This is a genomic window from Agrobacterium sp. ST15.16.055, from assembly GCF_027956555.1.
GTDB lineage: Bacteria > Pseudomonadota > Alphaproteobacteria > Rhizobiales > Rhizobiaceae > Agrobacterium > Agrobacterium salinitolerans.
This window is the reverse complement of record NZ_JAQKGN010000002.1, coordinates 124,322-145,327: the sequence shown is the minus strand read 5'-3', so window position 1 is coordinate 145,327 and position 21,006 is coordinate 124,322. Positions and strand designations below refer to the sequence as shown.

Below are 21,006 nucleotides of genomic sequence, written 5' to 3'. Positions count from 1 at the left end.
AAACTATGCGCTGAGGTGTCGCCATGCATATCGTTGTCGGCAAGTCGAACCTGAGAGCGCTCAAGAGCTTCGAAAAAATGGCGGCGCTAATCGGAAGTGCGCGCACTCGAACGGAATTGATGCGTGGCGTCATTGACGCCGGACGCAAAACCAAGACGCCGGTCCAGCGGGCGGTGTTCAAGCAGATGGGCCTGAAGGCCGGCAACTACAACAGCCATGTGGTGGCGGGAACGAAGGGCATTCCTCGCAAAGAGATCCTGGCCTACGACATTTTCGGCGTGAAAGCCGGTGCCAAGATCGAGGCCTACAAGGGTCTGCGGTCAGTGAGCCGAGGCAACAAGCTGAACGTCGGCCGCCAGCAGGCAGAGCGCGGCATGGTGCGATCGGGTGTCTGGAACAACCCGCGCATCTTCAAGCGGTCGTTCGAAGGAAACGCTGGCGGCTTCTATGCAATCCGGCCGGCGAGCGCAGGAACATCCACCCGCGCGCCGAAACCTCTTTGGACCTTCGGCCTGAAGGCTGCGCAGCCGAGAGGCGAGCGCGGGAGGTTCGCATCGCCGAATGTTCAGTACGGCAAAGTCCGAAAACTGTTCGGTCCGTCGCTGATGAAGGAAATCCCGGAGGACCAGTCGCTCGCGACGTTCATGACCGTTGGCCCGGTTCATCTGGAGCAGGCGGTCGTGAAGCGGATCTCCAAGCTCATGAGGTTCTGATGACCCGGACGAAAAAGCCGCCGGCACCAGCGAAGTCGTCCACTCGGCCAGCGAAGCCTCTGAAAACAAAGGCCGAGAAGGTGGACGAAAAATTTGCCGTCCATGAGATGGTCGTCAACCAGACACAAATGGCCGCCGTGCTCGGCGTCTCGACCAGGTGGTTGCGGGACCGGGTGACGGAAGGTGTTGTCCCAACGGAAGGACGCGGGCGCTTCAATATCGGCGAGGTCGTCCAGGCATACATCGCTTACTCCAAGGAGGGGGCGATCAAAAAGACCGGCACCGAGAGCCTTGACGATCTCCGCAAGGAGAAGGCGCTCGACATCCGCCTCGCTCGAGCGAGGAAGGATCGTGAAGTCATCGCCCTCGACGAAGCCCTCAGCGCGGTCGAGGAGCTGACGGGCATGTATGTCGCCTCGCTGTCAGGTCTCCCAGCACAAATAACGGGGGTGCCGAGAGAGCGGCAAAGGCTGAATGACATCTTCGACGCAGAGCGCTTACGCCTCACCGATCGTTTCACCAAAAGGATCGCAACTCTTCGCACGGGCGAAGAAGATCCTGACACCGAGGCCGAGGACTAACCCGGTCGAGTGGGCCAAAACCCGAGAGTACCCTGAGACTGCCGGGCATCCCGGTCAGCGAAACCCGTACAAGACGCCGTACATGGTGCCGTTCGCCATGGCGGTGCATGCACGCACCCACAAGCGTGTCGTCATGGTGGTGTCGGCCCAGTCCGGGAAATCGGAAACGTTCCTCGATCTCATCGGCGAGCGCCTCGACACAGCGCCGGTGCCGATCATCTATGTCGGCCCATCTAAGCGCTTCATCGTCGAGCAGTGGGAGCCGCGCATCCTCGAGCTCATGACCTCGACGGCCCTGAAAGACCGCATTGGTGCGAAGAGCCGCCAGAAGATCAGCCGCAAATTCATCAACGGTGTGCCGCTTCGACTGGCACACGGCGGTTCGTCCGGCGCGATGAAGTCCGACCCGTTCGGTATGGCGTTCACCGATGAAGCCGACGAGCTCATGAAGGAGCTTAAAGGGCAGGGCAATCCGATCGGTCTGATCGACGCCCGCGGTGATACCTATGCCGACTTCGTCCACGCCATCACGTCAACGCCGAGTGAGGGGGTGGCAGAAGTGGAAGTCGACCCTGAAAGCGGCCTCGAGTTTTGGGGTGAGAGTGATCCGGAAGAGGTCAAGTCGACCGTCTGGCGCCTCTGGATGACGGGCACCAAGTATCACTGGGCATGGCCGTGCCCGCATTGCGGCGAGTTCTTCATCCCGCGTTTCACCTGCTTGGCGTGGGACAAGCCGAAGGACAAGGACGGCCGAGAATTGCCGTCGACCCCGATCATGGCGCAGCGCTCAGCGCACCTCGTGTGCCCCCAGGGCTGCGTTATCTTCGAAGACGAGACGGTCACGGTCGAGCAAGCCAACATGCCGGCCAAGGAATGGATGAACAGCCGCGGCGTTTACGTCGCACCCGGACAGAAGATCCTCCCGGACGGAACGATCGAAGGCCCGGTACCGGAAGCGACCACGGTCAGCTTTTGGGTGTCGGGCCTTTGCTCGCCGTTCGTGCCATGGGGCGAGCGCGCTCAGCGCTATGTCGAAGCCGTCCGGTCGGGCAACCCCGGTGACATTGCAGCGGTAAAGAACCAAGGCTTCGGTGAGCTCTATTCACCAGGCGGCGGCGCGGTACCGGACTGGAAGGAAGTCGCTGACAGGGCATCGCCTGACTATCGCTGCGATGAGGTGCCAAAAGGTGTCCGCATCCTGACGCTAACGGCCGACGTCCAGAAGGACCGGATCTATTACACGATCAGAGGCTGGGGTGCCCACGGCACGTCGTGGCTCATCAAGGCTGACGAACTCTACGGTGCAACCGAGGAGCTCGATGTCTGGAACGATCTGGCAACGGTAGTGACCGATACCTACGACGGCATCCCGATCAGACTTGCCCTCGTCGACTCTGGCTTCCGTCCCGGCAAGAAGTTCGTCGTGCCAGAACACCGCGTCTACGCATTTGCACGGCGTTTCCCGAACCTCGTGAAAGCGACGAAGGGTTCGTCGACCTCGATGCGCAAGCCGATCTCGAACAGCAACATCGACATCAACGTCGACGGCAAAGAGATCAAGCGCGGCCTCGAGCTGCTCCGTCTAGACACGGATTACTTCAAGAGCTGGGTGCAGCAAAAGGTCCGCTGGCTCGATGACCAGCCGGGCTCCTGGTACCTGCCCGAGGATATCTCGGAGGACTACTGCAAACAGATCGTATCGGAGGCTCGCATTCGCGCCCCGGGCGGAAAAGTCAAATGGATCATGAAGTCGAAGCAGAACCACTTCCTCGACTGTGAAGCCATGCAGGGAGCGGCATGCACGCTGCTCAACCTGACGAAACTGAGAGACGGACCGCCGCAACGCCGGCGCCCCGTGCAACAGCAACCAGCATCACCACCGCCAGAAGCCAGGCAGGCCCGTCCCCCGAACCCGGGGGGCAGCCGGCCCTCCAGCTATTGGGGAGGTGACAGAGACAGGTATTGGTGATGGCTGACGATGACGTCCTCCCCCTTGACGGGCTCACCCCGGATGAGAAGCGGGTCTTCCTTCGGGATCTGAAGGAGGCTTTTTACTCCGGTGCACATCGCGTTCGCTTTCGTGAGCGCGATGTCACCTACCGCTCGATGGCTGAGATGAAACAAATCATCGACCAGCTCGAGCGCGAACTCACCAAGCGGAAACCCCGCCAGGCAATCTTCACCACGTTTAGCCGGGGGTACTGATGGTTTCCAACTTCCTCGACAGAACGATCGGATTCTTCGCCCCAGAAAAGGGAGCGAAGCGGGTCGCGGCCAGGAAGCGGATGGAGTTGATTGATGGTGTCAGAGGATATGAAGCGGCTTCGAATGGGCGGTTGGCTCAGGGCCGCCGCACTACGAACGGTGATGCGAACAGCGAAATTTCAAGAGCCGCACCGACCCTCCGGGATCGATCGCGCGATGCTGTCCGCAATAATCCGCTCGCGGCGAAGATCATAACCTCGCACGCAAACAACTTCGTCGGCTTCGGCATCACGCCGCGTTTCAAAACCGGTGACGACGCACAGGAGAAGAGGCTCGCCGAGCTGTTCGACGAGTGGGCCAAGGTCTGCTACGTCGACGGCAGCACTGACTTCTACGGCTTGATCTATCTGCTTTCGCGGATGATGCCGCAGGATGGTGAGGTTTATCTCCGCAAGCGCAACCGCCTGCTGACCGACGGTCTGCCGGTACCGCTTCAGCTGCAGGTGCTCGACGCCGAGTATTGCGACTGGGGCAAGACGGCAATCGTCGAAGGCAACCAGGTCATCCAAGGTGTCGAATACGATGCGATCGGCCGGCGTCGTGGCTATTGGATGTTCCCGCAAAACCCGAAGGCATACTACGGGTTTCTGAAAACTGGTTTCGCCAGCTCCTTCATCCCGGCAACGGATGTCGCTCACCTTTATGAAGCACAAACCAACCAGATCCACGGCGTGCCGTGGCTGGCGCCGGTGCTCAATGAGCTGAACGATCTGAGGGACTACGAGCTCGCCGAAAACATTCGCAAGAAGCTCGAGGCGTGCTCGGTCGGCACAGTGATCCCCGGAGACAGCGATAATGCCGACGATCCGAACGTCGGGATCGCGGAACCGGACGCGGAACCCGGCGAGGTGCGCGACCGCCCTATGGTCACGGATATCTACGGACACCCGCTGGAGCGGATGGAGCCGGGGATGTTTCACGTCTTGGCGGGCGGAAAAGATATCAGGTTCAACACGCCGGCCATCTCGGCTGGCATTGAAGCGTATCTCCGAACCCGCCATCGCAGCATCGCTGCAGGCGCGCGGCTTCCTTATGAGCTGCTCACTGGGGATTTCAGCCAAGCCAACTTTGCTTCCGGCAAGCTTGGCCTGCTGGAGTATCAGCGGTTCTGCAGCCACGTGCAGTGGCACATCCTCGTTCCTCAGGTCCTCGACCCCGTCGGTCGATGGTTCATTGAAGCTGTGAAGCTCGCCAGCAAGCTGCCGCTCAACGTCAAGGTGACGATCGAGTGGACCATGCCGGAGGTCGAAAGCATCACCCGTCTCGACGACGCCCGCGCCGATCTCCTCGAGGTCCGCATGGGGAAACGGTCCATGCCGGAGATCATCAGCAAGACAGGCCGCGATCCGGCGCTGGTGCTGAAGGAAACCGACGAATGGACCCAGAAGGTCGACAAGACCGAAACCAAGCTCGTCTTCGATTCCGATCCTCGCAAGGTCTCCATCAACGGCCAGGCGCAGATGTCGGAATCTGGAGGCGAGGGCAACGGAGACAAAAATGCCCCAGGCTCTTAGGCAGGCAGCCGATAAAGAAATCCGCATCCCGAAGAGCTACGGCGAAGTCGAGATCCGGAAGGACACCTTCAATGAGGAGGACCGCACCGTCGAGGTTTGCTGGACTACCGGCGCCCGGGTGAAGCGGTATTCCTGGGACGAAGGCTACTACATGGAAGAGCTCGCGGTGGACAAGAAGGCCATCCGACTCGACCGCTTCAATGCGATGTCTCTTCTCGACACGCATGACAACTACTCGATGGACCAGCGCCTCGGCACTGTCGTCCCCGGGTCGGTTCGCATTGAGGGTGGCAAGGGTTACGCCACCATCAAGCTCTCGAAGAAACAGCGAGCCGAGGAGCTGCTGCAGGATCTCCGTGATGGGCATCCTCTTGCGATCTCGGTTGGCTACAAAATCCACCGGTACGAAAAGACTGAAGGCGCGGACGGTCAACTCCCCGTGCTGAGGGCGATCGACTGGGAGCCGATGGAATTGTCCGCGGTCCCAATACCGGCTGACCCGGAAGCCATCTCCCGATCCGAGCCGGACGGCAAGAACTCAGAAACCGTCCTGGTCCGGCAGGACAGCAACGCGGCCTCGCCCGCAACCACGAAGGAACGACCGATGAATAAGCGCGAAGCCGCAAAGAAGTACACGGGTGATCAGCTGGACGCACTGGCGCTGGGCGCTGGTCTGTCTCGTAGCGAAGGCGAGAGCGACGATGCTTTGCGCGCCCGCCTGCTGGCTGCCTACGACAAGGAAGACCGGGCCGCTGAAGCAGCCGACGCCGCCGAAAAGGCGCGCAAGGCCGCTGACGCCGAAACCGCTCGCCGCGCTGCCGAGGAAGAAACTCAGCGCCGCGCCAACCCGCAGCAGCAGCAGCAGCAGACCCTCACGCCCGAGCAGGCTCGTGAGCAGGCCCGCCAGGCAGTCGCCGCCGAAGGTCAGCGCCGCTCCGCCATCGAAGCCTTCGCGGCCACTGCCGGCCTGAAGCTCGATGACGAGCTCGTCCGCAAATCGCTCAACGACGTCAACTGCACCATGGAACAGTTTCGCAACGCGGTGCTGGACCAGATCGTTGAGCGTCAGGCCCGCAACCCCACTTTCCCACATGCGGAGACCCGTGGCATGCAGGATGCGCAGGAGACCACACGCAGGATGGTGGCGAACGCGATCCTTCATCGCTCCGGTTTCGTCGACAAGCTCGAAGACGGCGCCCGCGAATGGCGCGGCATGAACACCATGGACATCGTGAAGGAGCTCCTTCGCGCCCGTGGTGAAAGCACCCGTGGTTCGCTCCACGAGATTGCCGAGCGCGGTCTCCACTCGACCAGCGACTTCCCGATTATCCTCGGGGACATCACTCGCCAGACGCTGATGAGCTCCTACGGCCAGTACGAGAACACGTTCCAGCTGTTTGCGACCAAGACTCTGCTGTCCGACTTCCGTGAAACGAAGGTGCTGGACATCGGTAGCGCGCCGGATCTGAAGCTGAAGAATGAAGCCGGCGAGTTCACCAGCGGCACCGTTCGCGAAAGCCAGGAAGGCATGAAGCTTCAGACGTATGGTCGCAAGATCGGGTTTACCCGTGAAATGCTGATCAACGACCAGCTGAACGCCTTCATGAAGCTCGTGTCCAACTGGGGGATGAAGGTCGCCAAGCTGGAAGGCGACGTCGTCTGGGGCGCCATCATCAACAACTCGCTGAAGCTGAAGGACGGCAACCCGATCTTCCACGCATCCCACAATAACGTGGGCACCGCTTCGGCACTGGATAAGGCGAACCTGATCAAGGCGCGCAAGATGTTCCGGAAGCAGACCGACATTGATGGCGAGGCGATCAACGTCACGCCGAAGTATCTGTTCACCGGCTCCGACCTCGAAGTTGAAGCTCAGACGCTGATCGCTGCGGCCTACACGCCGAATGCGATCGGTGAAGTGACCCCTCTGGCGATCAAGTCGCTGGTTCCGGTCTACGAGCATCGCCTGGACAAGATCAACACCAATGTCTGGTTCCTGTTCGCCGACGCTGCATCGACCATGGGTCGCGGGATTCACTACCTGCATCTGACAGGCTCTGAAGCCCCGCGCACCAACGAGCGCATCGGCTTCGACGTCGAGGGTGTCGAGTACACGATTGCCCATGACTTCGGTGTGGGCGTCGACGACTACCGCTTCGGCTACAAGAACCCGGGCGTAGCACCTCAGTAAGCGCCCCCGCGCTGATCCAACATGGCGCCGGCTAACCCCGGCGCTTTTGCTTTTTCGCGAACAACGGGAGATCCCCAATGCGCAATTTCATTCAGCCGGGCAAGGTGCTTCCGATGACGGCACCCACCGGTGGCGTCGTCAGCGGCAAGTTCTACATGATCGGCTCCATCTTCGGCGTGGCCGCAGTATCGGCGGCAGAAGGCGAAAAGTTCTCGCTCAATACAGGCGAGGTCTATGAGCTGCCGAAGACCAGTGCGGAAGCATGGGCAGAAGGTGACGCAATCTATGCGACCGCCGCCGGCATCATGACCAAGACGGCATCGGGCAATACGAAGGTTGGCGTTGCGATCGCCGCCGCCGAAAACCCGTCCGGTTCCGGGCTCGTCCGCCTCAACGACAACTTCTAACGGTGCGTGACGGCGGCCTTAACCGGCTGCCGATCCCCAACGAGGAAACGAAACGATGAACACGAAAACCGAGACCAAGACCGAGACCGAGACCGAGGCCAAGACCAAGGCGAAGGCGGACCGCTCCAAGGAGTATGTCGCCGCCGAGGACACCATCATCGAGGGGCGTCCGGTCCGCAAGGGTATCGGCGTTGAGATCAAGGGCATGAGCGACGAGGCTTTCCAGAGCTATGTCGACGCCGGTCTCATCACCGAGCCGGAAGTGCCGAAGGAAGACAAGGCCGCCGCAAAAGCTCTCGAAGAGGGCGCGAAGGCGATTGATAAATCGGAAGACACCCGCACCGAGAAGTGAGGCACGCAAATGGCACTGTTCAACCGCCTGGACAAACTGACGAGCCGGGCGGTCGATGGTGTCAACGCGACCCGCTTCGTGCTGACCCCCATGAAGAGCACGCCGAACGGCAGGCCATCCGCAGATCCGAGCCGAAAGGTTATCCGTGGTCGCGGCATCTTCGATTATGTCGAGATGGAATACGGCGTGCAGCTCGGCGTGCGCAAATCCTATCGAGAAGGTAACGACCTTCGCTCTGTCCAGTCGGGCCGCGATCCGCAGCTTTCGGTGGACATGATCTATTTTCCCGGCGTGGACGAAGCGGCGCTTCAAGGCGACCTCGTCTCATTTCCCGATGAGCCCCACCTTCCAGATTTTCAGGTGACGAAAGCGCAGCGCGACGGCATGAGCCGCATCCGCCTGGATCTGGTGCAAATCGGAGGTCAGTCATGAGCCTCAACCGCACAGTCGCGCGCATGGCCGTCGTGTCGGCGCTCAACAATTACATGGTGCCGCCGGCATCTGGCGGGCACTGGCCGACCTTGGCGGGGCCGAACATCTTTGACTCCAAGATCGAGCCGGTCGAGGACATGAAAGAGGATCGCGCGTTTCCGTGTTGCGTGGTCTACACCGACTACGACAAGGACCACTGGTCGAAGGGGTCTGCCGACAAGAAGGACCGGATGATGACGGTCACGCTGGAGCTGCTCATTGTCCAGGTCGCAGAAACGGCGCCCCAGACTGACGAGCAGGGCAACGTCATCCCGACGAAGTACACGCTCGAGACACCGTTCACAGACAGCGAAATCGAGACCACGCTCGACATGTTCGAGGTGCAAATCTTCCGCGCGCTCAACGCCAACAACAAGGCCGCGGACTGCTTCAACTATCTCTGTACCGCCTACGACAATGTCGTGAGCCGCCGAGGTGCTTCGATCGAAGGCGGGGTGCGGTTGGCTGCACGGCAGATCACCCTCGAAATGAAAACAGCGCGCGATCCAATTACAGGGACCATACCCGTTCCGATCGCGGATTTTCTCAACGAGCTCGAGCAGCATGGGGACTACGGCGACCGAGTCGACGATATTCGCGCCATGTACACGGCGACGGCGAACGAAACCGCCGCAGAGCGAGCAGCGAAGGCCTACGGGTACGCCCGTCCACTTGTCAGGCTTCTCGGCTACGAGCCGGGGGCCGAGGTGGTTCCGCCCAGCAACCTTACCTTTGTACCGGTGGGGAATTGGCAATGAGCTTGGACCCCCTGGAAGAACTCTTCGACCGCATCGAGCGGCTCGAGCTGACAGTCGAACGTGAACAGACCCGCATGGGCAACCTCTTCCGAGAAGGCGAGGTCGTGTCAGTCGACGAGAAAAACTACACCGCGATCGTGGAAGCGCATGGTGTGGAGAGCAAGCCGTCGCCTTGGCTGCAGCAAGCCGGGGAAATCAACGAGTGGACACCGCTTTCGAAAGGTCAGCGCGTCGTGCTGGTCTCGCCCGGTGGAGACATGGGGCGGTCGTTCATCATTCCCGGAGGCTTCACCGACGACGTGAAGCAGCCGGACGACACCCCCGGCCAGAAGCGAGTGAAGATCGGCAATGCCGTCGTCACGCAATCGAAGGATGGCGTCGACATCGACGTCGACGGGGCGAAGTTCACCCAGACCAAGGACGGCTGGGTTTTCCAGGTCGGCGGCGAAACGCTTCGGTTCACCCGAGACGGGTTGAACCACAACGGCAAGAACATCGGCAAGGACCACGCGCATGAATCGGCGCCGCCGGGCTCGCCTGGCCCGCCCATCTGACAAAGGAGAGCATCATGCAGACTGACAAGCGGAACTATTACGCCACGGCCGAAGGCCACATCGCGGGCAAGTACCGGAAGGTCGGCGACCCGATCCCGCTCACCGATAAAGAGGCCAAGTACCTCGAGATGAACGGGCAGGTCAGCAAGACGAACCCGAAGGATAAGCCGGCGGTCGAGAAGCGCGCCGAGCCCGATCCGGCAACGCTGGACCGGAAGACGCGCTGATGACGCGGGTCGGCCTAGACGCAAGGACAGGCCGCCTCCTTTACGGCTGGGCGCACGCTGTCCAAAGCATCACCAAGATACTCACGACCGAGCTCAATTCGCGCGTTCAGCGCCGCGAGTTCGGGAGTGAGCAGATCCGCATCATCGATCGCCCTCAGAACGAGGAAACGATCATGGATCTCTACGTAGCCACTGCTCAGGCACTGGAGCCTCGAGTCATCGAAGGCAGGCAATACGGCGAACCCGGCTTCGTCCTTTTGCGCACCAGCATCGATGCCAGCGAGCCCGGCAGAGTGGCGATGCTTCTCGGCGGAGTGTTCTTCGAGAACGGCCATCTTGGCGATTACAGCAACCCGTCTCAGAGGGAGATCGTCTACGCGGTCACCGACAACGGCGGAGGTTTAACTTTCGAGGCAGTGTGAAATGAGCACGAGCATTAGGACCAACCTTGATCTATCGCGGTTCCCGGCGCCCGATGCGATTGAAACACTCGACTACGAAAAGAACTACGACGAGGTCGTCGCAGACTTCAAATCCCTCTGGGAGGCGAAGCGGATCGACAAGCCTCACCTGCCGGATTTCACCACTCTCAATCTCGAGTCCGAAGTTCTCGCCATCATCTTCCAAGCGTGGGTGTCACGCGAGACGAAGATGCGCGCACGGGTCAACTCGGCGTTCCTTGCTCGCCTCCTTGCTTACGCAAAGGGGAAAGATCTGGATCACGTCGGCGCCAACTATGGCGTCGGCCGGATGGTGGTAACACCGGCCACCGATCAAGCGGCAGCAGTGATGGAGAGTGACGAGCGCTACCGTCAGCGCATCAATCTCGGCATATATGCCTACAACTCGGCTGGCTCGATCGAGTCCTATCAGTTTCATGCGCTTAGCGCCGACGTGACTATCAAAGACGTCGCGGTCGATAACCCGCACACCAACCGGATCGACCTCACCATCCTTTCCTCGGTGGGCGATGGCACTGCCACCGGTCAGCAGCTCGCCAATGTGGCTGATGCTCTTTCACCGAAGGACGCGCGCCCTCTGACGGACGATGTCCGAGTACGGAGCGCCACGGTCATCATCCAGCCAGTCGCATTTCGGATCGTTCTCCCCGGGGGGCCCGCACCAGAACCAGTCCGGTCGCTCGCGCAGCAAAAGGTCGCAGCTTACTGCGCGGCGCGCCACAAGATCGGATCTGCGCTGCGGATCGACGGGATTATTGGCGCGGCACGCGGCGCCGGCGACATGGAACAGGTGCTGGTCGACTCACCCACGGCTGACGTTGTGCCGGGCATTCAGGGCGCGGTCTTCGTGCCCTCTGTCACCGCCACAACGGAGATCCTTTCGTGAACGATTTCACAAGCATCCAGCCGGAGAGCAACCGCACCGACTTTGAGGTGGTGGTGGAGGAGCTCGGCGCGCTGCGCACCGACGCAATCCCGATCCCGATCAGGGATGCAGACGACCACGAGAAGATCATCGCCGACGCTCTGCCCTTCCTTGCGTGGGAGCGCACTGTCGGCGTGTGGGATGACAACTGGCCCGAGTGGCTGAAGCGAAAGGCGATCGGCAAGTCGATCTACCTTCGCCAACGCACCGGCACGCTCGAGGCCTACGAGGGCTGGCTAGACTTACTCGGTGCCAACGTCGTCGACGTGGTCGCGCCGCCCGGCGGATGTTTCGCTACAAGCGGACAGACGAAGGAGCAGCGCCTCGAGTTTCTGAAGCGGTTCGCACAGCTTCGGATCACCTTGCGCCGCTCGCCCGGACCGGGTGATGCCGGCACCTTCTACGCCTCGCCGTACAGACCGGGAGCCGGTGACTCGTTCATCGGCAGCAACTTCGCGGTGCCTGGCACGGCCCGACAGCGTTATGGCCGGAAGGCTACGGTGGTCGATCAAGGCGTCGAGACGGAGGTCATCTGGTCGACTGCTGGCAAGGTCGAGGTGGATGGCATCCTCACACCAGTTGAGCGCATCACCGTCCCAGGCATCGCGCGATCGAGTGAGCCGTTTGTGGGGGCCATGTTCCTGGGAGCCGAGCGATCTTTCGCGGAGCCCTTCGAAACGACGTCCCGCATTTTGACGCTTGGCCCCGACAGGTCTCCGCAGACGAACGTTCGCATGCCGCTCATTGAGAGACCGGCAAACGACCTCGACGTGGTCTCCATCAAACCCGAGAGGGTGTCGGAGGGAGCAGAGACAGTCGAGCGGCCGATGATGGTCGACGGGTTCATCGGCGACTTTCTCTACATAAATACAGCTGCGGAACGGTACTACGACCGCTTCTATCTCTTCGATGAAGACCGGGTCCCGATCTCGCAGACAACGAGCTATGGCACGTTCATTGGCTACAGCTGGACGGAGATTTCGCCGTTCACTGCAGAGCTGCGCGTCCACTATCCCGGAACAGCCGCGCCACGATCTGCCTACGTCGGCGGCATCGTTGGCATGTTCCCCGAGCCCAGCAGTGGCCGCCTCGCGCGGATCGCAACAGCCGTTCGCGCCGGTAAATCGGCGCGCGACAAGATTTTCTTCACCGCGCAAACAAAGCGCTCCCGCTCGCTTGAAGACGGCATCCCGCTCGACGGGACGTACCGGCTCGGCGATCTCATCGACATTGCTAGAGGTTCAGCATGACCCGCATCGCCCGCCTTGTACCCGACCAGCAGGTCGTTCTCTCTGATTTCGAACACCTCGCCAAAGACCCGCGGGATCTTGCCGACATCTTGGCTCGCACCGCCGTAACAGCGGGTCGCGGGTATTTCGGCGCCACAGTTGTGAAGACGGCGGCAACCCGGGTTTCAGTCGCAACGCCGCTCGGTCTATTCGATGACGGCGCGATTTACACGCGAGACGGCGACGAGATCATTGAGCTCGACCTCATCACCGCACTGCCCACAACCGGCAACCAGCGCATTGTCGCTCTTGTTATCCAGGGGCAGGAAGTTTCGGACGAGACCGAAGAACGCGATTTTCGTGTCGGTGTCGTGAACAACGTCATCCAAACCGAGGCGCGCCCCACGGCTACAAGGCTCTATCGTCGTGCCAGCATCTCCACGATACAGGGAGCGCCAGCTCCACAGCCCGCTCGACCAGTCATTGATGCTGCTCTGGTCGTCATCGCATGGGTGACGCTCTCCTCTACGGAAATTGCTTCGATCGAGTTGAACGTCGAACAGCGCATCAACCCGCTCATCAATGTCGACGGACGGGTGAAGTCGCTGGAGACGTGGCGCGGCGAAACAGAGCCTGCGGTGCAGGGTCTGAAGTCGGACGTCGCAAAGCTGCTGGGGCAGGGGAGCAAGGTTGACCGTAAGTTCCAGGGCTATCTGCTGGAGCAGTTGGCACGTCTCAACGAGCGGGTCGGCGTCGACCAGGGCGCGTCATTCTCCTACACCGACTACTTCCTCACGCTGGAAGACAGCTCCTCGGATGAGACGAACGTGCAGTTCCTCGCCAAGGTGGAGGAGGGCATTCGCTTCGCCGACGAAAACAAGGACACCCGGGCGCTGGCACTGCTGACACCTGGTGATACCTCCATTCAGGTTTCGGCCGGCGGTTTGCTGCTCCCGAAATACAAGGAGGCTGTCCTCCTGTCGGTTAAGGGGCGTGACGCTGAAGTCGCTATGTCGAACGGCGGTTCTCAGACGATCCAGTACGTTCTGAAAACCATTTCGAAGACGCGCATCCGCTATGGTAACTCCATGTTGGTGTGCACCAACGCGCAGTGGTGGCAGACCGGCCGTTACGACAGCGTTGCCGGGGTCTTCTATGCAGCCGACGGCACGGCCTACAATGTCGAGTTCGCCGAGCAGCATCCGAGCGGCAACCCCGCACATTCGATCAAGCGTCTTCGCCAGATCTTCTACGACACCTATGAGGAGCCCTATTGGGCGGCCACGGTGGTGCCCGCCTCCTACACCGGTCAGATCGCGGGCAACACCTTCATGGTGCCGCGCTCCGGATGGGTGACGGGCTTCAACATCGGCTTCAGCCGAGTGGATGCTGGTGGCGGTGATGTAAGATTGGCATTGTGCGAGGTGAACGACGCAGGTGCGCCGAAGTACGACTCCTGCTTGGCCGTGACGACAGTCGCCGCTGCCAACCTCAAGATTTGGCCGACGATGACGAAGTTCTCGATCGAGCCGACATATCTTGAAGGTGGCAAGCGTTACGCATGGTTCGCCATCACGCCGGGTAACCATTGGCTGGCGATGGTTGAGGGTAACAAGTACGCGCAGGGCACGTTCTTCGTCTCGACCGATGGCGCGTGGTCGCAGGGCAACATCTCTCAGGATGCTTGCTTCGAAGTGCTCGTAGCCGACTTCGATGCATCGCGCCTCGTGGTCAACCTCACCAACTTCAGCCTCTCGGGCGGTATCACCGATATCGACTTGCTCTTGAAGATGGTCACCAAGGCCGGTGCCTTCGACATCATCTTCGAGGTGCAGGTGGGGTCCAAGTGGGTGCCCCTCGAGGAAGTGGCGTCGGGCAATTCGCCGCTCTACGGCCTGCCTCCTGCGCTCAACGCTAGAATGGTGATGGTAGGCACGACCGACGTCATGCCCGGCATCAAACTCGGGGAGAGCTTCGTTACTCTGCTCCGGCCGCGCACGAGCGCGGTGCACATCAGCGATCAGATGCAGGCTCCTTCGAACGTCGACGAGATCACAGTTGAGGCCGTGCTCGAGCATTACATTGAGGCCAATCACGACGCGACGGTGAAGATCCTCGTGGGCGCTGGTTTCGGCACGGTGGTCAACCCGTCGAGCACGACAGACGACATTCTTCCTGACGGCTCCGTCCGGCGGAAATGGACGTTCACCGGCTTCACGCCAACCAACAAGTGGAAGCGGCGTGTGGAGATGGCGACGGTGTCCGCGCTGTCGATCTATCTCGTTTCCGAAGTAACCGACGTCGGCTTCCCGGTCTAATGACCGGGAGCCACGCACCAAGCAGGAGACAAGGCCATGGCGAAAGCCCCTACGAAAATCAACCCGGACGACATCTACAAGGTGGTGCTTAATCGCTCCATTCCCGTGGGCCGTCAGAGTGTTCATCCGGGACCGAATGTGAAGCTGCGCGGTGACGTGCTGCAGACCGTCATCGACCGCGATGCGAAGGCGGTTGAATCATACGAGCTGGCTCCGGAAGTCAGCCCCAACTAAGCAGGTGGAAGACAATGGCCGGCATTACCGATTACCTGGCATCGAAATTGAAAAGCCTGACTCCTGAGAAGTGGGACGGCTTCGTGCGGTGGCTGGATAACCGGTTCCGCGTACTCGAGGAGAAGGCCGACATCACCGAGCGCGTGGCCGACAGCATCCTTGCTCGAGGCCTGCAGGTGATTGAAGATGGCATCGGCCCGGCCATCATCCAGGCGGAGCAGGCGGCGGCAAACGTGAAGGCCATTTCGAACCTCGGAATGATCTTTACGGCGCCATCGGAAACAACCGTTCTGATCGGGGCGGGGCAAAAAAGCTTTACGATCCCTACGAACCGCAAGGATCAGTTTTCACCGGCGGCTATCATGATGGCCTATGCCGGCTCGAACTATTCTAACGCGATCATCGGCTCGACGGCTTCTTACAATCGCTCAACGGGCGTCCTCGTCCTCGACGTCATTGAGACGATCGGCTCAGGCATCTTCAATGCCTGGACGCTCACTCCCGTTGCCACGACGGCCGACCTTGAGGCGCTGCGCGATCAGGTGCAAGCCGATCGCCTGCAAGCCGGCTTGAATGCCGGCGCGGCCATCAACGCCAAGAATGATGCGCAATCGATCGCTACCGATTTCCGCGCCAAGTATCTTGGGACGCGGGCAGCCGATCCGACGACGGACGGCAACGGCAACCCGGTTTCGATCGGCGCTCTCTATACGAACGTCGGCTCGGGAAAGCTCCGTTACTACGGACTGTCTGGATGGCAGGACACGACGGCGGGCTCGAACATCGTCCGCTACACGTTCATGACGGACGATCGAGGAACCGCGCCTTACCCTCTGCCGGAAGCGCCGGCGTCGAAGGATAATTGCTTTGTGATTGCCGGGAACGCCCCGCTCAAGGGCTCGGCATTCAACGTCGATGGTACGAATTTCAGTTTCGTCACCAATCCCGGGGTTGGCGTGGCCGTCGAGGTCAAAATCATTGCGCAGCTTGCGATTGGGACGCCCTCCGATGAGACGGTCGATGCCGCGAAAATCAAGACAAGTGCGGTCGCTGCAATCCTCACTAAGCTTGGCGTCTACGATCTTCTTGCATTGAAGGCGAACGCAAATGCCACCGCGGCCCTGCTCGGGAAAAGGGTCGCAGTTGATGGAGCGCAAACGTTCACCGATGCTGAGAGAGGGCAGGCTCGCGCCAATATGGGGGCGGGCATTCTTGCCGGGTTCCGAAACAAACTCATCAACGGCAATTTTGATATATGGCAGCGCGCCCTTTCTCAAACTTCCAACGGTTACGGCAGTGATGATCGTTGGTTCAATCAGCACGATGGAACAACAAAAACGCATACAAGACAGGCTTTCGTAACCGGCCAAACGGACGTTCCTGGGGACCCGGAATATTTCTCTAGGACAGTCGTGGCGAGTGTCGCGGGAGCAAATAACGTTTGCAGAAAAGTACAAAAGATCGAAGGGCTTCGGACTTTTGCAGGAAAGCGAGTGACCCTAACGGCATACGCCAAAACGGATGCCATTAGGAATATGGCCGTTGAGGTTTCCCAAGACTTTGGCACCGGGGGGGGGCCGTCGCCGTTCAACACATTCTTCACGCAAAAAGTGGCGACGGGGGTGCAATGGACACGGTATGATTTTGTAATGGATATCCCTCCGCTAACGGGAAAGACGATTGGAACGGCGAGAGACGATGCCCTTTCGGTAATATTTTGGTTTGATGCCGGTTCAAACTTCAATTCCAGAACCAATAACTTGGGACAGCAATCTGGTACGTTTGATCTTGCCCGCATTTCTCTTGTGGAAGGCGATGCAACCAAGGATCCGGATCCATTTTCTCCGCGCCATATCGGGCAGGAGGTTGCGTTGTGCCAAAGGTATTATGCCACTGTATTTGCGCACGCTCGCGGTAACGCCACCGGTCCATCACAGTTTACAACCACGCCTTTCTATTTTCCGGTAAACATGAGGTCGACTCCCACAATCGGAAATACAGGTGGTACTAGTTCGAATATTGTGAACGTTACCGCAACATTGGCCGGCTCTAATGCAGGAAGGCTTGAAATCGTATCAGCCGGGGCGGGAGACTTTTATGCATTGAACAGACTAGTTTCTGTGGATTCGGAGCTTTGACATGAACGTTCTCGGTTATACTGAAAGCGGCATGATCCGCGCCGAAATGGGCGAGGTAGAAATTTTGGTCCCCGATGATATCAGCAACCGTCATCGGCAGATGATTGCTGAATGGGAAGGGGAGGGAAATACGATCCCACCATACACCGCCCCCGGCCCATCTGAACCGGATGTTGACGCGGAGCGCAACCGCCGGATCGATGCCGGTTTTGTCTTTGAGGGAGTGCATTATCAGTCCCGCGCGGAAGATCGTGAGAACATCGCAGGCGCTAAGGCGGCAGCGACGGACGCGATAACGCTCTTTGGAGCCGAGGCCGGAAACTTCGCGTGGCAACAGCTACTCGATCCCGGCGCCCCGCCGGAATTTCGGTGGATCGCAGCGGATAACGACACTCATCCGATGGATGCTCAGACCGTTATGCGCTTCGGCTATGCGGCCTTGAACCACAAGCAGGCTCATATCTTGGCGGCTCGCACCTTGAAGAACATGAGCCCGATACCGGCGGACTACGCGACCAACCCCGATTATTGGCCGTGAAGCCCTACCAGCCATCCTCAGACCCTTGAGAAGCCCGCCCCACCCGGCGGGCTTTTTCTTTGCCGTTTTCGGCCGCCGCCTCTGCGGCTTCTGCCCCCGCAACCATGCACAATTGGAGAAACAGACATGGCCGACATTTACCTGCACGGCGTGGAAACCACTGAAAACACGAATGGGCCCCGCCCGGTCATGACGATCGATACCGGCGTCATCGGTCTCATCGGTACCGCCCCTGACGCAAACGACGAGCTCTGGCCTCTGGACACGGTCCGGCCCATTTACGGCGCCAACGGCGCGGTCCAGGCTCTCGGTGCGACCGGCACTCTGAAAGACGCGATCGACGGTATCTTTGACCAGGCTGGCCGGGTATCGCAAACGATTCTGGTGGTCCGCGTCGAAGAGGGCGCAAACCTCGCCGAGACGATGTCGAAGATAATCGGCAGCTCGACGGCCTTCACCGGCATGCACGCCCTTCGCAAGGCACCGGGAGAGCACGGCCTGACGCCCAAGCTGCTGGTTTCTCCCGGGTTCACCTCGATGCGCCCAACCGACGGCATCAAGTCGATCGCAAAGCAGACAGACGGCGCTGGTTATACCTCTGCTCCTACGGTGGCGATCACCGGCGGTGGCGGCCACGGCGCTGAAGCCATCGCGATCATCAACAGCGAGACCGGCAAGCTGGACGAGATCGTCATGACCAAGCCGGGCTACGGCTACACGTCGGCGCCGACTGTCACTCTCACGGGTGGTGGCGGAACCACTCAGGCGACGGCCCAGGCCACGGTCGGCACGGTGGCCAACCCGGTTACGGTCGAGATGCTTACGCTCGCCAACCGGTTCCGAGCCGGTGTCGTCAAGGACTCGCTTGCGACCACCACGTCGGCAGCGATTCAGGACCGGTCGGACTACGACACTGACCGCCTTCTGATCGTTGAGCCGATGGTCAAGATCTTCAAGGAGGCTGTGGTGGTCTCCGAGCCGGCGTCGGCCCGTGTGGCAGGCCTTCAGGCGCGGATCGACTACAGCGAGGGCTTTTGGGTCTCGCCGTCGAACCACGTCATTGAAGGCGTCGTCGGTGTCTCGCGCCCGATCGAGCACTCGATCACCGATCCGTCTGCGGAATCGCAGTTGCTCAACCGGAACGCCGTTGCCGCCATCGTCCGGTCGCCGAGCGGCGGGTTCAAGCTCTGGGGTAGCCGCGTTCCATCGTCCGACTCCCTCAAGGTTTTTTGGTCGGTACGGCGCGCGCACGACACGATCATCGACTCGATCGAGCGGGCGGCCGAGCCGTTCATCGACAAGCCCTTCAGTGTGCAGATCCTGGTTGACATCGCCGAGACGGTGAATGCGGCCTTGCGGCGCTGGAAGGCGCTGGGGGCAACGCTTGGCGGTCGAGTGTGGCTGGATGCTGGGCTCAACACCAAGGAGACCTGGGCGAACGGCCAGATCTTCATCAGCTACGACGCGGAAGCGCCGGCGCCGATCGAGCACATCACGTTCATCTTCAATCGGCACACCGGCTACTACGAGGAACTCGCCGCAAAGGCCGTTCGAGAGATCGCCCGCATGGCCGGCACGGCACTTCCTGCCGCCTGATCGAAACAGCACGCATAAGGAGATCAAACCATGCGGCATATCCTGCAGGGCTTCACCATGTTTATGGACGGGCTCGATTTCGGCATCGACACGGAAGAGGTTGAACTTCCTCTTCCGACTCCGATGACCCAAGAATACCGGGGCGGCGGTCAGGACCTGGGCATCAATCTGCCCATGTCCGCGATCGAAGCTCTCGAAGTGACGGTCAAGATGGCTGGCCACAACCCTGACGTCTTGGCGCGTATGGCGCAGGCGCCGGGCATCACCACCCGCGTGACGTTTCGCGGCGGTGTGATGCGTGAGCAGGACGGCGGTATTGCCGCCCATGTCTGCATTGTCGAGGGAGCGCTCAACGGCAGTTCCCGCGACCGCTGGCAGCGCGGTGAAAAGTCGGGCCTCGAGTTCAAGCTCAATGGCGTGAAGTATTACCGCTACGAGGCCGACACCCGCGTCATCCACGAGCTTCAGGTATGGCCGCCCGTTCGCATCATCAACGGCGTCAACCAGCTCGCACAGCTCAACCAGGCGCTCGGCTATTAAGCCGGGCTCCCAATCCTCCGGAGAGAGAGATGTCGGACCAGATTACGCGGGCGCTCACGCCTGCGCAGATTGCTGCCATTGAGGCGCAGAACAACCCGAGGGTTGAAGAGAAGCCGAAAGCCCCGGCGCCTGTCGTCGAGTTCGTACCGCAGGAAGACAAGCAGCTCACGTTGACTGTGCCGCTCGACTTCCCTGTTACGGTAGACGGTGAGCTGGTGACGGAGATCGTCATCCGGCGGCCGAAGATGCGCGAGTGGCGCGCATACATTCGGGAGTGCGTAGAGGCGGTGGATAAGAACGGAGAAGGTGCTGACGACCTCGTCGACCAGCCTTGGTTGAGCCTTCGCGCCGTCGTCATCGAGGAGCTCGACTACCTCGACGCAACCCGACTGGAGACTGCGCAACAGGGTTTTTTCGGACGGTCCGCGTTGCCTCCCGAGACGGAGGGGACAACGTCGGGCTCGACATCCGAAACTGGCGAGGGATCGCCTTCCGAGTGATGAGGGAAAGCCATGGAGGCGTCTCTCTGGAAACAATTCTGGACGGGACGTTTCCGGATCTTGTGGATCTGTGGGAGGTAGCAGTCCGCATTGAGTAGGTGACCCATGGTAACCCGCACCGCCACCCTTCGGCTCCAGCTCATCGATTCAGTGAGCGGGTCGTCAAAGGGTATTACCTCTTCGCTGAAAGGCATTGACGGTGCGCTTTCCCGGTTCGGCCGGGGAGGGACACCTGAGATCAAGCGCCTCGTCAAGCAGCTGGAGTATCTCCAGAAGAAGGCCGGCACGATTGAGGACTTCACCGCGCAGCGGCGTGGGTTCAAAGACCTCAGCACGCAGATGGCTGCGGCTCGTTCTAATGTCGCCCGCCTCGAGCAAGCGCTGAAGAATGCGACCAAGCCGACGGCGAAGATGAAGTCGGAGCTCGAGTCCGCGAAGGTTCAGCTGAAGGCAACCAGTCAGGCGTTCCGCGAGCAGGGTGTCGCCGTCCGTGG

Annotated in this window: 22 protein-coding genes; all 22 read left to right on the top strand. The window is 60.5% G+C overall.

What is annotated here, in order from left to right; all coding sequences use genetic code 11:
* The first annotated feature begins 23 nt into the window (after nt 1-23).
* Nucleotides 24-713: a hypothetical protein gene (locus tag PL599_RS03815; protein WP_271358862.1), complete on the top strand. Its 690-nt coding sequence runs from the start codon at nt 24-26 to the stop codon at nt 711-713.
* A complete protein-coding gene (locus PL599_RS03810) occupies nt 713-1,294 on the top strand; it encodes a hypothetical protein (RefSeq protein ID WP_271358861.1) in 582 nt (193 codons plus the stop codon). Before PL599_RS03815 ends, PL599_RS03810 begins: the two co-directional genes overlap by 1 nt.
* Nucleotides 1,188-3,263 carry a terminase gpA endonuclease subunit gene (locus tag PL599_RS03805; RefSeq protein ID WP_271358860.1) on the top strand — a complete coding sequence of 692 codons (2,076 nt, stop codon included), beginning with the start codon at nt 1,188-1,190 and terminating at the stop codon, nt 3,261-3,263. The genes PL599_RS03810 and PL599_RS03805 overlap by 107 nt, the downstream gene beginning before the upstream one ends.
* Nucleotides 3,263-3,499, top strand: coding sequence for a phage head-tail joining protein (locus tag PL599_RS03800; protein ID WP_271358859.1), 237 nt, complete (start codon nt 3,263-3,265; stop codon nt 3,497-3,499). Before PL599_RS03805 ends, PL599_RS03800 begins: the two co-directional genes overlap by 1 nt.
* Nucleotides 3,499-5,073 carry a phage portal protein gene (locus PL599_RS03795; RefSeq protein ID WP_271358858.1) on the top strand — a complete coding sequence of 525 codons (1,575 nt, stop codon included), beginning with the start codon at nt 3,499-3,501 and terminating at the stop codon, nt 5,071-5,073. Before PL599_RS03800 ends, PL599_RS03795 begins: the two co-directional genes overlap by 1 nt.
* On the top strand, nt 5,057-7,264 hold the full coding sequence (locus PL599_RS03790; RefSeq protein ID WP_271358857.1) for a prohead protease/major capsid protein fusion protein: 2,208 nt from the start codon (nt 5,057-5,059) through the stop codon (nt 7,262-7,264). Before PL599_RS03795 ends, PL599_RS03790 begins: the two co-directional genes overlap by 17 nt.
* A 77-nt stretch (nt 7,265-7,341) precedes the next feature.
* A complete protein-coding gene (locus tag PL599_RS03785; RefSeq protein ID WP_271358856.1) occupies nt 7,342-7,671 on the top strand; it encodes a DUF2190 family protein in 330 nt (109 codons plus the stop codon).
* Between the two features lie 55 nt (nt 7,672-7,726).
* On the top strand, nt 7,727-8,023 hold the full coding sequence (locus PL599_RS03780) for a hypothetical protein (protein WP_271358855.1): 297 nt from the start codon (nt 7,727-7,729) through the stop codon (nt 8,021-8,023).
* A gap of 9 nt (nt 8,024-8,032) precedes the next feature.
* Nucleotides 8,033-8,455 (top strand): hypothetical protein, encoded by a 423-nt coding sequence (locus PL599_RS03775; RefSeq protein WP_271358854.1) that lies wholly within the window; start codon nt 8,033-8,035, stop codon nt 8,453-8,455.
* Nucleotides 8,452-9,252 carry a hypothetical protein gene (locus PL599_RS03770; RefSeq protein WP_271358853.1) on the top strand — a complete coding sequence of 267 codons (801 nt, stop codon included), beginning with the start codon at nt 8,452-8,454 and terminating at the stop codon, nt 9,250-9,252. The genes PL599_RS03775 and PL599_RS03770 overlap by 4 nt, the downstream gene beginning before the upstream one ends.
* A complete protein-coding gene (locus PL599_RS03765; RefSeq protein WP_271358852.1) occupies nt 9,249-9,806 on the top strand; it encodes a hypothetical protein in 558 nt (185 codons plus the stop codon). Before PL599_RS03770 ends, PL599_RS03765 begins: the two co-directional genes overlap by 4 nt.
* A gap of 14 nt (nt 9,807-9,820) precedes the next feature.
* A complete protein-coding gene (locus tag PL599_RS03760; RefSeq protein WP_271358851.1) occupies nt 9,821-10,033 on the top strand; it encodes a hypothetical protein in 213 nt (70 codons plus the stop codon).
* Nucleotides 10,033-10,455 (top strand): baseplate assembly protein, encoded by a 423-nt coding sequence (locus PL599_RS03755; protein ID WP_271358850.1) that lies wholly within the window; start codon nt 10,033-10,035, stop codon nt 10,453-10,455. The genes PL599_RS03760 and PL599_RS03755 overlap by 1 nt, the downstream gene beginning before the upstream one ends.
* A 1-nt stretch (nt 10,456) precedes the next feature.
* Entirely contained in the window at nt 10,457-11,380 is a 924-nt protein-coding gene (locus PL599_RS03750; RefSeq protein ID WP_271358849.1) for a baseplate assembly protein, read from the top strand.
* Nucleotides 11,377-12,669 (top strand): phage tail protein I, encoded by a 1,293-nt coding sequence (locus PL599_RS03745; protein ID WP_271358848.1) that lies wholly within the window; start codon nt 11,377-11,379, stop codon nt 12,667-12,669. The genes PL599_RS03750 and PL599_RS03745 overlap by 4 nt, the downstream gene beginning before the upstream one ends.
* The gene (locus PL599_RS03740; protein WP_271358847.1) at nt 12,666-14,966 is read left to right on the top strand and encodes a hypothetical protein; all 2,301 of its coding nucleotides are present in this window, start codon (nt 12,666-12,668) and stop codon (nt 14,964-14,966) included. Before PL599_RS03745 ends, PL599_RS03740 begins: the two co-directional genes overlap by 4 nt.
* 36 nt (nt 14,967-15,002) lie before the next feature.
* Nucleotides 15,003-15,200, top strand: a complete 198-nt coding sequence (locus PL599_RS03735) for a hypothetical protein (protein ID WP_271358846.1) — start codon at nt 15,003-15,005, stop codon at nt 15,198-15,200.
* Nucleotides 15,201-15,214: 14 nt separating this feature from the next.
* Nucleotides 15,215-17,338 (top strand): hypothetical protein, encoded by a 2,124-nt coding sequence (locus PL599_RS03730; protein ID WP_271358845.1) that lies wholly within the window; start codon nt 15,215-15,217, stop codon nt 17,336-17,338.
* A 1-nt stretch (nt 17,339) separates the two neighbouring features.
* Nucleotides 17,340-17,876, top strand: a complete 537-nt coding sequence (locus PL599_RS03725) for a DUF4376 domain-containing protein (protein WP_271358844.1) — start codon at nt 17,340-17,342, stop codon at nt 17,874-17,876.
* A gap of 126 nt (nt 17,877-18,002) precedes the next feature.
* Nucleotides 18,003-19,472 (top strand): phage tail sheath subtilisin-like domain-containing protein, encoded by a 1,470-nt coding sequence (locus PL599_RS03720; RefSeq protein ID WP_271358843.1) that lies wholly within the window; start codon nt 18,003-18,005, stop codon nt 19,470-19,472.
* A gap of 30 nt (nt 19,473-19,502) precedes the next feature.
* Nucleotides 19,503-20,012, top strand: a complete 510-nt coding sequence (locus PL599_RS03715; RefSeq protein ID WP_174027779.1) for a phage major tail tube protein — start codon at nt 19,503-19,505, stop codon at nt 20,010-20,012.
* Between the two features lie 29 nt (nt 20,013-20,041).
* The gene (locus tag PL599_RS03710; RefSeq protein ID WP_271358842.1) at nt 20,042-20,512 is read left to right on the top strand and encodes a phage tail assembly protein; all 471 of its coding nucleotides are present in this window, start codon (nt 20,042-20,044) and stop codon (nt 20,510-20,512) included.
* Nucleotides 20,513-21,006 lie beyond the last annotated feature (494 nt).